The organism is Sedimenticola hydrogenitrophicus, assembly GCF_029017505.1.
In the GTDB taxonomy this organism is placed as follows: Bacteria; Pseudomonadota; Gammaproteobacteria; order Chromatiales; family Chromatiaceae; genus Sedimenticola; species Sedimenticola hydrogenitrophicus_A.
Window position 1 is genome coordinate 76,804 of record NZ_JAQGEI010000006.1, and the last position, 12,738, is coordinate 89,541.

At 59.8% G+C, this 12,738-nt stretch carries 10 protein-coding genes; 6 read left to right on the forward strand and 4 right to left on the reverse strand.

All coding sequences use genetic code 11. The features are described from left to right. Positions 1-8: 8 nt before the first annotated feature. Positions 9-2,219 (forward strand): EAL domain-containing protein, encoded by a 2,211-nt coding sequence (locus tag O9K64_RS05175; RefSeq protein WP_275097015.1) that lies wholly within the window; start codon positions 9-11, stop codon positions 2,217-2,219. Between the two features lie 131 nt (positions 2,220-2,350). Here O9K64_RS05175 and O9K64_RS05180 read toward each other — a convergent pair whose 3' ends face one another. After that, positions 2,351-4,435: a putative bifunctional diguanylate cyclase/phosphodiesterase gene (locus O9K64_RS05180; protein WP_275097016.1), complete on the reverse strand. Its 2,085-nt coding sequence runs from the start codon at positions 4,433-4,435 to the stop codon at positions 2,351-2,353. Positions 4,436-4,757: 322 nt separating this feature from the next. Between O9K64_RS05180 and O9K64_RS05185 the strand changes: the two genes are divergently transcribed. The 4 genes from O9K64_RS05185 (at position 4,758) to O9K64_RS05200 (ending at position 8,829) form a co-directional block, all read left to right on the forward strand. Beyond that, positions 4,758-5,804 carry an AAA family ATPase gene (locus tag O9K64_RS05185; protein ID WP_275097017.1) on the forward strand — a complete coding sequence of 349 codons (1,047 nt, stop codon included), beginning with the start codon at positions 4,758-4,760 and terminating at the stop codon, positions 5,802-5,804. Between the two features lie 23 nt (positions 5,805-5,827). Further along, positions 5,828-7,060, forward strand: coding sequence for a DUF2201 family putative metallopeptidase (locus O9K64_RS05190; protein WP_275097018.1), 1,233 nt, complete (start codon positions 5,828-5,830; stop codon positions 7,058-7,060). 22 nt (positions 7,061-7,082) lie between these two features. Then, positions 7,083-8,255, forward strand: coding sequence for a sulfur reduction protein DsrS (locus tag O9K64_RS05195; RefSeq protein WP_275097019.1), 1,173 nt, complete (start codon positions 7,083-7,085; stop codon positions 8,253-8,255). A 211-nt stretch (positions 8,256-8,466) separates the two neighbouring features. After that, a complete protein-coding gene (locus tag O9K64_RS05200) occupies positions 8,467-8,829 on the forward strand; it encodes a sulfur globule family protein (protein ID WP_260292499.1) in 363 nt (120 codons plus the stop codon). Positions 8,830-9,093: 264 nt separating this feature from the next. On the opposite strand, the gene O9K64_RS05205 is transcribed toward O9K64_RS05200, so the two are convergent. Next, complete coding sequence (locus tag O9K64_RS05205; protein ID WP_275097020.1) at positions 9,094-9,411, reverse strand: DUF1244 domain-containing protein; 318 nt, start codon at positions 9,409-9,411, stop codon at positions 9,094-9,096. Between the two features lie 185 nt (positions 9,412-9,596). Between O9K64_RS05205 and O9K64_RS05210 the strand changes: the two genes are divergently transcribed. Next, positions 9,597-9,944, forward strand: a complete 348-nt coding sequence (locus O9K64_RS05210) for a hypothetical protein (protein WP_275097021.1) — start codon at positions 9,597-9,599, stop codon at positions 9,942-9,944. On the opposite strand, the gene O9K64_RS05215 is transcribed toward O9K64_RS05210, so the two are convergent. Beyond that, positions 9,928-10,710: a phosphatase PAP2 family protein gene (locus tag O9K64_RS05215; RefSeq protein ID WP_275097022.1), complete on the reverse strand. Its 783-nt coding sequence runs from the start codon at positions 10,708-10,710 to the stop codon at positions 9,928-9,930. The genes O9K64_RS05210 and O9K64_RS05215 overlap by 17 nt on opposite strands. Further along, positions 10,710-12,641: an LTA synthase family protein gene (locus tag O9K64_RS05220; protein WP_275097023.1), complete on the reverse strand. Its 1,932-nt coding sequence runs from the start codon at positions 12,639-12,641 to the stop codon at positions 10,710-10,712. Before O9K64_RS05220 ends, O9K64_RS05215 begins: the two co-directional genes overlap by 1 nt. Positions 12,642-12,738 lie beyond the last annotated feature (97 nt).

Sequence of the window (12,738 nt, forward strand, 5' to 3'; positions counted from 1 at the left end):
AAGGCACAATGATGAAGTCCACGGAGTCCTGGCTGGGAAGCGAGTTTTTACCCCAACTTCCCACAAACAAGGATAGGGCCACCAGAGCCGCCAAAACCGCGCCGGCCAGAATCCTGGTAGTGGATGATGAAGTACGCATGCGTGAGAGTGTGCGCGATCTCCTTAAGGCATACGGACATGCGAGTATTATCGCGGCAAACGGACAGGTCGCGCTGGAGATCCTGGATGGCAATCCGATTGAGCTGATTCTTCTCGACCTGAACATGCCGGAGATCTCCGGCCTGGAGTTTCTTGAGCTGCTGAAAACGGACTTCCCCGAGATCGATGTGGTCATCGTCAGTGGCGAAGCCACCTTTGCCAATGCCACCGAGGCGCTGAGAAACGGCGTCAGCGATTTTTTACGCAAACCCTACAACCCGGTGGAACTCCTCGGCATTATTGAGAACGTACTGAAAAAACGCAGCCTGGAACGGGAGTTCAAACAGGTACACCAGAAGCTCGAAGCCTCCGAATACCGTTATCGTTTCATCGTCGACAACTCCCCGGACATCATCTACATGCTCGACGAGGCGGGTTATTTCTGCTTCGTCAATGATCGCATCAGTCAACTCCTCGATTACAAGCAGGACGATCTGATCGGGCATCACTACTCCGAGGTGGTGCATGAGGATGACGTGGAGAAGGCGAAATACGCCTTTGCCGAACGCCGCACCGGGGATCGCGCCAGTCGTAACGTAGAGTTCAGGCTGCGCTGCAAGGACAACAGCCAGCCCAGCCGCTATTTCGAGAGCCGCGCCGTCTCGGTCGAACTGAACTCGATGGGCATCTACCGCGACACCGGCGGCGGCGAGCAGAGATGTTATGTCGGCACCTACGGCGTGGCGCGGGATATCAGCGAGCGCAAGCGGGCCGAAGAGATCATCAACTTCCAGCTCTACCATGACCTGCTGACCCAACTGCCCAACCGCGCCCTGTTGCGCGACCGCCTCGGTCTGGCCATCTCCCAGGCCAAGCGAAACGGCAATCAACTGGCGCTGATGTACCTGGACATGGACCGGTTCAAGGTGATCAACGACTCCCTGGGCCATGTCGCCGGGGATCAACTGCTGCAGACGGTGGCCAACCGGTTACGCAACTGCCTGCGCGACAGCGACACCCTGGCCCGGGTGGGCGGCGACGAGTTCAATCTGCTGGTTCCGGAAGTCACCGGCAGGGTCGACGCCATTCGCCTGGTGGAGAAGGTGCTGGCCAACCTGAAGGCGCCTATCTTTATCGATGGGGTCGAGGTCTTCGTCAGTTTCAGTATCGGCATTGCACTGTTCCCGGATAACGGGGAGACCATGGATGCGCTGATCAAGCATGCCGATATCGCCATGTACCATGTCAAACGGCGCGGCAAGGATGGTTACGAGTTCTTCTCCAACGAGATGAAAGGTTCGGCTGACCAGCACCTTTCGCTGGACACGGGCCTCCGGCGCGCCATCGATGAAGGGCAGTTGCAGGTCTATTTTCAGCCGCAGATCAACCTGCAGTCCGGCAAGGTCTCCGGAATGGAGGCACTGCTGCGCTGGAAGCATCCGGAAGTGGGCAACATCAGCCCCACCGAGTTTATCCCCGTGGCCGAAGAGAGCGGCCTGATCAATGAGATCGGATCGTGGGTGCTGGATGCCGGCTGCGCGGAACTGAGCAAGTGGCGCAAGGCCGGTCACGACCAGATCAAACTGGCGGTCAATGTCTCCTCGAAACAGCTGGCGCAAGCCGATTTCGAACAGCAGGTATTCAAGGTACTGACCAGGCATGGCGTCCCCGGCTCCGCGCTCGAGCTGGAGATCACCGAGAACGTACTGATCCAGGATATGGATCAGGTGGTCCATAAGCTTCGCCAACTGCATGCCGCGGGTATCTGTATCGCTGTCGATGACTTCGGCATCGGCTACTCCTCCCTCGGCTACCTGCAGTCGCTGCCCCTGAGCACGCTCAAGATTGATCGCTCGTTTGTCAGCGGCATACGCGCCACCAGCAGCCGCAACTCCATCGTCACCGCGATTATCGCCATGGCCAAGGAGCTGGGGCTGGATATCATTGCGGAAGGTGTCGAGACGGAGGTCCAGTATCAACAGCTTAAGCGGCTCGGCTGCCCCAATGCCCAGGGCTTCCTGTTTAGCCGGCCAATGCCCAAGGAACAGGTCGGACTGTTTCTGAAAAAGGGATCGCTGTAGCGACAGAAACCGTTGCGCTTTGCAATGGTTGTTTTCAATCCGTCAGGCGGATTATCGGCTGACCCCGACCGATGCCAATGACAGTAGCGAGCTGATCCCGCAGCATCATGAGGCGGACTACCTGAAAAACATTACCGGCAAGGAAGACCAACTGGTCTATGCCATTCTCCACCATCGGCCAGGAGTTGCGCGAATTGATCCGCCGGCAACGGCCGGCTGAACAGATAACCCTGCGCCTTCTGACACTTCAACTCCTTCAAATATGCCAGCTGGTCAGTATTTTCCACCCCTTCGGCGATCACGTCCAGCTCCATTGCCCGGGCCATGGAGATGATCGCCCTGATGATGGCGCGGCTGTTGCGATCGGTCAGTATGTCGCGAATAAAGCTTCGATCGATCTTCAGGGTGTTGACCGGAAAGCGCTGCAGGTAGCTCAGCGAGGAGTAGCCGGTGCCGAAATCGTCAATCGCCAGATTCAGGCCGGCAGCGCGCAGTTGGGTCAGCTGATTAAGGGTCCTCTCGATCCGTCCCATCATCATGCTCTCGGTGATCTCCAGGGTGAGGCAACCCGGCGGAAACCCGCTTTCGTTGAGGATCCGCCGCACCTGCTCGATCAGGTCGCTGGAGTGAAACTGTCTGGCGGACAGGTTGACCGCCAGATACAGCTCCCGGGAGTACTCATCCACCCACTGTTTTACCTGCCGACAGGCCTGCTGCAATACGCTGTATCCCAGGCGGATGATTAAGCCGGTCTCCTCGGCCAACGGAATGAACTCGTCGGGCATGATCAGGCCCCGCTCCGGGTGTTGCCAGCGCACCAGCGCCTCCATACCCACCAGCAGGCCGGAGTCGAGCTCGTAAACCGGTTGGAAATAGGGGACGAACTGACCGCTGTTCAGGCCGACGCTCATTTCATTTTCCAGCGCCAGGCGGCGCCCACTCTCCCGGTTCATCTCCTCCTGGAAGAAGTGAAATCGATCGCCGCCCTCGCTCTTTGCATGATACATGGCCATATCGGCATGCCGGGTCAGGTCATCCACGCTCTCACCATCGCGTGGATAGAGGCTGATGCCGATGCTCAGATGGGGAATGATCTCATGCCGGTCAATCCACACCGGATGGATCACCTTGGCCAGAATCTTGGTCGCCACATCGGTAACCGTGTACTCGTCGTTCAGATCCAGCAGGATGACGGTGAACTCGTCACCGCCCATGCGGGCGACGGTATCCACCGACCTGACCGCCCGCCTGATGCGCTCGCCCACCTCAATCAGCAAGGTATCGCCATTGCTGTGACCGAGGGAATCGTTGACATGCTTGAACCGGTCCAGGTCGATGAACAGCAGTGCCAGCTTGCTTTCATGTCGCTGACAGCGCGTCAGCTCCTGCTTCAGGCGCTGATGGAACAGTGCCCGGTTAGGCAGTCCGGTGAGGGCGTCGTTGAAGGCCAGCTCCTCCAGCTGCTCTTCGGTTCTTTTCTGATGGGTGATATCGGAAAACAGCCCGGTGTAGTAGCAGGGTCTGCCAGTGGCGTCAAAGATGGTATTGAGACGGAGATAGATGGGAAACACCTCGCCGTTCTTCTTGCGATCCCAGATCTCGCCCTGCCAATTGCCGGCCTGGTTGAGCGACTCCCAAATCCGCTGATAGAACACCTCGTCATGCCTGCCGGACTTGGCAAATCCGGCATTTCTCCCCAGCACCTCGTCGCGGTCGTATCCGAGCAAATCACAATAGGCGGGGTTCACCTCGATAATCCGCAGATCCATATCCGTGACAATGATCCCCTCGCTGGTCGAGTCGGTCACGTACTTGGCCAGCCGGAGCTGCTCCTCCGACTGCTTCCGCTGGGTGATGTCGCGCCACACCACGTGCAGCAGCAACCGCCCGCCGGCGGGAATCGGGGTGAGCAGCACCTCGACCGGAAAATCGGTCCCGTCGCGCTTGCGGTGGATCCACTCGAACCGATGCGACCCACGCTCCATGGCGATGGCGATCATCTCATTCGCCTTGTCGTAGGACGAGGCGCCATCCAGCTGGAAGGGCGGTGACAACTGTGAGGGATGGGTGGCGAACAGATCAGCGCGAACCGCATAACCCAGCATCCGCAATGCTGCTTCATTGCAATCGATGAAGCGGCCACCATCGATGATGAGCATCGCATCGGCGGAATGCTCGAACAGCACCCGATATTGATCCTGTACTGGTTCCGTCATGTCTGTTTGCGTCAGCCTGTTCGTCCTGAATGCTGGATTGCCCCCGGCGCGACTTCTCCCGGCGCCGGCCACGCCGGCGGCCGGCGGGAAGGGGCCGTGGGATGGAGAACAACCCCCGCCAAGGTCGCCCCAATGCGGGAACATTTCTGAAATCTATCGGCAACCCCGGCGGGTACTTTATCGCCCGGCCCCACCCGGCACACGTTCATAAATTGCGCAATCGTTACCATCACTATATCTTATTACTGGCGTTTCTCAGTTATATGGTAGGTTATTGCCAAGAACAGTGTACCCGCAGCACCGATCAATCATAGGAAGTAGCATGCGACCAGCCGCGATATCGGCCATTCTGGACCGTGAATACCTGAGTACCGAAGAGGGTCATCACACACCGGTCATGCTCTGGGGCCCCCCCGGGGTAGGCAAGTCGCAACTGGTCAGCCAAGTGGGCCGGCGCCACCGGGTACCGGTGATCGATATCCGCCTCTCGCAAATGGAGCCGAGCGACCTGCGTGGCATCCCGTTCCGCAGCGGCGATCGCGTGGAGTGGGCCGAGCCCGCGCTGCTGCCCCATGTGGACGCACATGGTGAACGGGGCATCCTGTTTCTTGACGAGATCACCTCCGCCCCACCCAGTGTATCCGCCGCCGCCTATCAACTGATCCTCGACCGGCGCCTGGGGGAGTACATGATCCCGGACGGCTGGGCCATCTTTGCCGCCGGCAACCGCCAGGGCGACCGCGGGGTTACCTACACCATGCCCTCCCCGCTGGCCAACCGGTTCACCCATTTCGAGGTGGAGACCCAGCTCGACGACTGGGTCGCCTGGGCCTATGACAACGGCATCGACGAACGGGTGATCGCCTTCCTGCGCTTCCGCCCGGAACGGCTGTTCGATTTCGACCCCGCCCATAATCCGGTGGCCTTCCCCTCGCCCCGCTCCTGGGAGTTCGCCCATCGCGGGCTGCAGAAGTTCGGCACCCTGCCCGAGCTGCTCTGCGACGCCCTGCAGGCCTGCGTCGGCCCGGCCGCCGGGATCGAACTGGCGGCGTTCGTCAACAACCTGGACAAGTTGCCCGATATCGACGCCATCCTGCAAGGCGACTGCGTGCTGGTGCCGACGGAAATCGACCTGCAGTACGCCGTCGCCTCCGCCCTGGTTGGCCGTGCGCTGAAGGCCAGGGGCGCCGCCGGCGAGCGCGGGGTGTATGGCCGTATCCTCGACTATGCCGGCCGCTTTCCGCAACGGGAGATGGGCATCATGCTGGTCTCGGACATGCACCGCGCCATCGGCCAGGAGCTGTTCAACCTGCCGGAATTCGCCCCCTGGGCCGAGGCGGTGGCCGATGTGATGCTGTACGATCTCTGAACACGGGATGGAGCCGGCAGACGATGAGCGAGATCGAGACCAAACTCAGCGCCGCCCGCACCCGACTGATCCTGGACAAACCGTTCCTCGGCGCCCTGGTGTTGCGCCTGCCGATGCTGCAAGCCGACCCCGGCTGGTGCCGGACTACCGCGACCGATGCCCGCGCCTTCTACTACAATGCCGATTTCATTGACGCCCTGAGCCTGGAACAGACCCAGTTCGTGCTGGCGCACGAGGCGCTGCACTGCGCCCTCTCCCACTTCGCCAGACGCCTGCACCGGGACAAGTATCGTTGGGATATCGCCTGTGATCTGGCGATCAACCCGCTGCTGATCGCCGAGCAGCTGGAGCCCTGCCCGGGGGCACTGCACCTGGTCGAATTCGAGGGGATGACCGCCGAGGAGATCTATCCCTGCATCGCCGAGAGCGAGCAGATGGAGACCCACGACCAGCATCTCTACGATCGGGCCGAGGCCAACGCCGGAGGCAGTCCAGGGGGTGGCGGTGACTGCCCGAATGATGGACCAGCCGCCGAGAGAGCGGAGCCACAGCGCCAGGCGCCGCGCAGCGAGTCCGATTCAGGGGAATCGCCAGCCGCCACCCAACCGGCACCGCTGTCGCCGACCGAGCAGGAACGGCTGGCGGTGCAGTGGACCCAACGCCTGGCCGGCGCCTATCAGCAGGCGCTGCAGGCCGGCAGGATGGGCGGCGAGCTGGGGCGCGTGATCGGCCATCTGCTGCAGCCGCGCATCCCCTGGCGCATGCTGCTGGCCAAGTACATGACCGCCACCGCCCGGGAGGATTACAACTGGGCCAGACCCTCGCGGCGCGAGGGTGACGCCATCCTCCCCAGCTTGCGCAGCAGCGAACTCCGGGTGGTGGTCGGGCTGGATACCAGCGGCTCGATCAGCGATGAGGAGATGCGCCAGTTCATCTCCGAAATCGACGCCATCAAGGGGCAGGCCCATGCCCACATCACCCTGCTCGCCTGCGATGCCGTGCTGGCCGCCGACGGCCCCTGGATTGTCGAGCCCTGGGAACAGCTGCGGCTGCCCCGGGCGTTCACGGGCGGCGGCGACACCGATTTCAGACCGGTGTTCGAGTGGGTAGAGCAACACGATGCCCGGTGCGATCTGCTGATCTATTTTACCGACGCCCAGGGGGCGTTTCCGAACCACGAACCGGCGATGCCGGTGATCTGGCTGGTCAAGGGCAAGGCGGAGATCCCCTGGGGTCAACGTATCCAGCTCAATTGAGACCTGCGGGGGATTTCGGGCAATGGAACTGAGCAACGAGGATCTCCTGCGCCTGAACGTGCTGGCAATCCATGCCGAGGCCATTCGCATCGACGAGAACCGCCTGGAGGTGCATGGCATCAAGGGTGATCAGGAGATGAAGGTGGCCCTGCACCCCGACGGCAACCCGGAACACTATCTCAGGCGGGTACGCGAGCTGTTGGCCGGGATCGTGCTCAACTCCCCCGGTGGCTATCCCGTCTATATACAGCGCTGGACCCGCATGGGCCAGGTCGAAAGCGCCCGGCTGTCGAGCCTGCTGAAACTGGCCGAGCCGGAGGCGGTCATGGCGGTGGTCTGTTCGCCGGACCTGACCAACGAACTGGCGCGCCTCGCCTGGTGGTGCGAACCGCAGGCCGAGTACGCCAGGCGACTGCTGGAACAGCCGGCGGTGGCGGCGGGTCCGCTGGGAGCGGCGCTGGCCGCCTTTCTGGTGGAGCACCTGCCCTTCGAGACCGCACCGCAGCAGATCCTGGAGAGCGTGCGTCTGGTGCTGCAGCCGGGGCTGATCGAGGCGCCGCTCAAACAACGGCTCTGGAACCGGGGCCGCTCGTCAAAGAGCTACCGGGTGGGCTTCCTGGAGACCATCCCGGATGCCCTGCCGGAGCCGTTGCCGCCCCGTAGCGACCTGCCCACACACCAGCCCGTATTAAGGCAACTGGCGAAACAGGAAAACCGCTACGCAGCATTCCTGGAGAAGCTGCTGGAGAGCCGCGGTCAGACCTTCGCCCACACGGTAATCGACGTGATGACACGCCCGGCCGACCAGGATGTGGTCAGCGCCCTGTTCAAGGCGGTCGGCGAATATTTCTCCACTATCCGGGCGGGCCGGGATGAGCTGCGGGAGATTGCCGAAATCGATGCAGTGGTCGAATCACTGCTGGCTACCGACAGCGGACCCCTGCGCGACCTGTGGGATACCCTGCCACAACTGCGGGGGGAGATTCGCGCCATGCTGTTCCTGGCCCATCTCGACGACACCCTGCTCACCCCGATTCTCAGTCTGACGGACGCCGTGGGATCGGTGATGCGTAAGAAGATCCGGCCCGTATCGGAACCCATGGTGCAGAATCTCACCTGCCTGCTGGGCGTTGGAACTAAAGCTGATTACCCCACTGACTCAGCCGCACTCAGGAAAAATATGCGTCGCAAATGAACCCAAATGAACGCGAATAAGCCCGAAGGTGCCCGCCCAGCGTCTGGAACTGAACTCCGAGACTTGAGTTAAAAAAATATTCATATTCCTGCTAAATTGTAGTTTACTATTTTAGTATTTTCTTATATTCTTACGCACAGTTAAGGCGAGCTGTAGCGCTTTACTGAGCAGGACACACACATTTAATAAAGGTTTTTCAGGAGAGATACCAATGAACAAATTTGCAAAGATTGCTGCCGTTGTCGCCATGCTGTCCGCATCCGCCACTGCTTCTGCCTGGTGGGGCGGCGGTCCCTGGAATGGAATGGGTGACGGAATGGGTGACGGTACCGGTGATTTCAACATGAACTTCAGCGGTCGCAGCAATGCCTACACCCGTGGTAACGGCTATGGCTATGGCAACCCCTACTATGGTGGTTATGGTGCACCTTACGGTTACGGCGCCCCTTACGGCTATGGCCAGGCACCTTATGGCTACGGCGCCCCCCAGGGCTACGGCGCACCCTATGGCGCACCCTACGGTTACCCGGCGCCTGTTGCTCCGGTAGCACCGCAGGCACCCGCAGCCCAATAATGAGCTGTCGGATCACCAGGTGATCCGTAATCAGAGAAGTTCTTCGCACAGGATGTGCCGACGGTTAGCGTTCCGTTAAAAGCTGTGCAAAGATTCAGTTTTCCGGAGTCCCAGCGCGGGGCTCCGGGAAAATGAATCACCCCTTCTCCCGATCATCACCGTTCCACTGCCGACGCAGGCTCTGCAGGCGCTATTTATTGGCCTCGGCATCGCCGTAGTTGAAAAACCGTTCAACCCGATAACGCAGACACTGCCTCTACAGGTTCACACATGCCCGCTGATCTTGGCATGCAGCGGTTTGGTCTCATTGAACCGTTCCATCTGTTCCGCGGTCGCCTCCTGCTGATACTTCGCTTTCCACTCATCGTAGGACATGCCGTAGATCGCCTCCAAAGCCTCCTCCTTGCTCAGCGCAATACCCTGGGCGTCCGCCGCCGCCTTGTACCATTTGGAGAGGCAATTCCGGCAGAAGCCGGCCAGGTTCATGATGTCGATATTCTGCACGTCGCTGCGTTCGCGAAGATGCCCGACCAGGCCACGAAATGCCGCCGCCTCCAGTTTGATCCTATCCAGCTCATTCATATCCACCTCTGATCACCGTTGGCCCATAAATAAATCTAATCTAACCCGTTGCCCGGGACCTGACAAAGGAGAAACCGCAGGGTTATTTCATGCCGAGTATATCCCCGATTCCATTCAGGCGGCGTTCAGCCATCGGGTTGTAGTCTTTAAGCGTACCGGAGAATCAACCTCAGAGGAGATTCCAAATGAAACTTTTAACCAGAGCCTTGATCATCACCTCCCTGTCGCTGGCCGCGCTGACCCAGCTCCAGGCAGGAGAGCGTCACGAGGGAAACCGCTTCAAAACACTGGCGGAGCCGTCGTATTTGCACCAACCGTCGGCATTGAAAGTCCACGAGAAGGGCTACTATTCGCGCGGCCACTGGAAAGGTCGCCGGGACTCCCGCAAACACTTCGACAGACGCTACCGCGGCCACCGGTCACATGATCTCTACCGTTACAACAGGAACTACTGGAGGCCCCAATATCGGTCTGACTACCGTTACGGGCATGATTACGGCCGCTCTTCCGGCACCATTATTTTTCGCTGGTAACCACCGCAGCCAATGATCCGGAACTCTCCGGGTCGTTGGCCACGTGCCGTGGCGCTTCCACCACACACGGCACCACACGCGGGTTTCTTTTTCTGCAAAAGGCAAACCAGTACCAGCCCAGGCTGTTGAACCAGCAGATGGCCGCCGTCCAGAGATCATGGGAGAGGAAATGCGCACCCCTGAGCTGCTGGGTGACGCCGAACACCACCCCCATGGCAATACCGACCATCAGGCCATAGCGTTTCCATTGGGGACGCAGTGCGGCGAGGAAAAAATAGAGTGCCAGGAATGTGTAGCCGGCACCGGCGTGTGCGGCCGGAAAACACTTACCGTAGCGGAAATCCCCGGGATGCGCCTCGAACAGGCGGATGTAGGGGTGTTCACCACCATAACGCAGCAGATCCCAGGGGCAATCGACATGGCTGACCTCCTTGCCGATACCGACCAGCAGTCCGGACAGGGGCATGACCAGCGCGAGATACCAGACCGCCCGGCGGTAGGGCCGCAGCCGGACCAATAAATGACTGGCGATGGCAACCGCAAACAGGATGACCGCAAGCAGCTTCACCAATGCCTTGGCGTTGTCATGCAGGATGTCTGATAACAGCGGGCTGTTCTGCAGTGTCCAACCGGCCCCACCCGCCTGATAGATCAGATCCGCCACGTAGAGATCGATGGAGCCGCTCTCCAGCAACCCGGCCAGCAGGGTGAATAGCAGCAACGGCAGCAGCAGATGGTTACGCCAGAAATTTGTCTCCTGTCGCATTACCGGGTAACCGCCGGCCGCTCCCAGGCGTTCAGGTGCTGGGAGTAGATGTAGCTGGCGCCCTGGTAATAGGCGATGTCGCGCTGGATATCGGCATCCGGTGCGTTAACCACGGCCTCCACAGGCTCCGGCGCTTCGGGATTCACCTGTTTGGTCATGCGCCGTTTCGGACTGAGGATCGACAACCGGTTGCCGGCATACAGGCCCAGCTTCTGATAGTTGCCAATCAGTGCGCGCTCCTCCTCGGGCTTCATGGTCAGAATGTTTTTACCGAAGAAGGCCGACTCATAATCCATATTCAGCAGCGCCAGCAAGGTGGGCGCCACATCGATCTGGCTCGCCAGGGCATGCACTTGTTGAGCCCGGATATGCTCGGGGCTGTAGATCAGCATGGGGATATGATACTGCCCGACCGGCAGAGCGACCTTGCCCGCGCTACCGGAGGTGTGATCCGCGATGATGACAAACAGGGTATCCTTGAACCAGGGTTTGCGTCTGGCCTTTTCCATCATCTCGCCGATCGCCCAGTCTGTATATTTCACCGCGCCGGAACGGCCGCTGCCGGAAGGGATATCGATGCGGCCGTCCGGGTAGGTGTAAGGCCGGTGATTGGTCGTGGTCATGAGATGGAAGAAGAACGGTTTGTCCGCCTGGTAGGCGGAATCCGCCGCCTTGATGGCCTGGGTATACAGGTCATCATCCGCCATGCCCCAGGCGTTGGTGAAGCCCATTTCGCCGTCCGGGGTACTTGACTGATCGATAATGCCGTAGCCATTGCCCGCAAAGAAGGCGTTCATGTTCTCGAAATAGCCGCGCCCGCCGTAGATGAACCGGACATCGTAACCCTTCGATTTCAATACATTGCCGATCGACCAGAGGTTGGTCTCATGGCCGACACGTTTGACGATGGAGCGTCCCGGCGTTGGCGGGATAGACAGAGTCACCGCCTCCAGCCCGCGTGTGGTCCGGGTACCCGTGGCATACAGGTTGGTGAACAACATGGAGTCCGCGGCCAGTCGGTCCAGGCTAGGGGTCAGGCGCTCGCTGTTGCCGAATACACCGAGATAATCGGCACTCAGACTCTCGACCATCACCAGAAAGATGTTCAGACGACGCTCACGTCCCGGATTGTCAATCGACCGGCGGATATCAAAACCGGAGGTGGTCACCTCCCCGGCGGAAATCTCTTTCTGCAGGAGTGCAGCGGCCGTGGCGTCGGGCAGGGTCTGGTAGAACTTGTAATAATCCAGCTCATTGTTCTTGAACGCCGCGATGAACTGATAGGGGCCGTTGCTGGCCAATTCATTCTGATAACTGTTATTGGACAGCTCGCGCAGATCCTGGTTAACCAGCAGAAAACTCACCACCGGCAGCAGCATCAGCCCGCCGGCATGGATCAGCCGCTGCCGGAGTGGCTCCCGCACATCCAGGGCGACCTTGATCTTGTCGACCACCAGCCAGTAGACAAACAGGGTCACAACCAGGATGGCGCTGAGGTAAAGCGGCAACGGATAGGATTCGCGGATGTTATCCGTGACTTCGCGCCGATATACCAGGTAATCCACGGAGATGAAATTGAAACGAACACTGAACTCATCCCAGAACAGCAGCTCCGCCGCCAGGATAAAGCCGAGGCCGTAGATGGTCGCGAAGATGGCCAATAGCACAAAGCCGCGGTTCAGGCGTGTTCTCCAGAGCCTCTCCGGCACCAGCAGCAGATACAGGGTGACCGGTATCAGCGCATAGCCGTAGAAAGCCAGGTCGTAAACCGCTCCCAGCAGGTAGACCTTCAGGAATGCTATGATCGACAAGTCGGCTTCGGGGAACGCCGCCACCAGCAACAGGGTACGGGTGAGAAAAAAATAGATCAGTGCGATTGACAGCACATAGCCAATCAACCCATAACGGCTGTTGGAGAGTCTTAGCTGCATCAGAACTTACCCCAGAGAAAAAATGGTGGACCCAGTGCGGCGAGACTAATTGCGAAAGATTAAGGAAAACTTAAGCCGACTGTCGCTTAATGGCACC

What these genes read in the sequence shown, in the direction of transcription:
- O9K64_RS05200 (WP_260292499.1), top strand. Translation starts at nt 8,467, where the DNA reads ATGAACAAATTTGCAAAGATTGCTGCCGTTGTCGCCATGCTGTCCGCA.
- O9K64_RS05180 (WP_275097016.1), bottom strand. Translation starts at nt 4,435, where the DNA reads ATGACGGAACCAGTACAGGATCAATATCGGGTGCTGTTCGAGCATTCC.
- O9K64_RS05185 (WP_275097017.1), top strand. Translation starts at nt 4,758, where the DNA reads ATGCGACCAGCCGCGATATCGGCCATTCTGGACCGTGAATACCTGAGT.
- O9K64_RS05195 (WP_275097019.1), top strand. Translation starts at nt 7,083, where the DNA reads ATGGAACTGAGCAACGAGGATCTCCTGCGCCTGAACGTGCTGGCAATC.
- O9K64_RS05210 (WP_275097021.1), top strand. Translation starts at nt 9,597, where the DNA reads ATGAAACTTTTAACCAGAGCCTTGATCATCACCTCCCTGTCGCTGGCC.
- O9K64_RS05215 (WP_275097022.1), bottom strand. Translation starts at nt 10,710, where the DNA reads ATGCGACAGGAGACAAATTTCTGGCGTAACCATCTGCTGCTGCCGTTG.
- O9K64_RS05205 (WP_275097020.1), bottom strand. Translation starts at nt 9,411, where the DNA reads ATGAATGAGCTGGATAGGATCAAACTGGAGGCGGCGGCATTTCGTGGC.
- O9K64_RS05175 (WP_275097015.1), top strand. Translation starts at nt 9, where the DNA reads ATGATGAAGTCCACGGAGTCCTGGCTGGGAAGCGAGTTTTTACCCCAA.
- O9K64_RS05190 (WP_275097018.1), top strand. Translation starts at nt 5,828, where the DNA reads ATGAGCGAGATCGAGACCAAACTCAGCGCCGCCCGCACCCGACTGATC.
- O9K64_RS05220 (WP_275097023.1), bottom strand. Translation starts at nt 12,641, where the DNA reads ATGCAGCTAAGACTCTCCAACAGCCGTTATGGGTTGATTGGCTATGTG.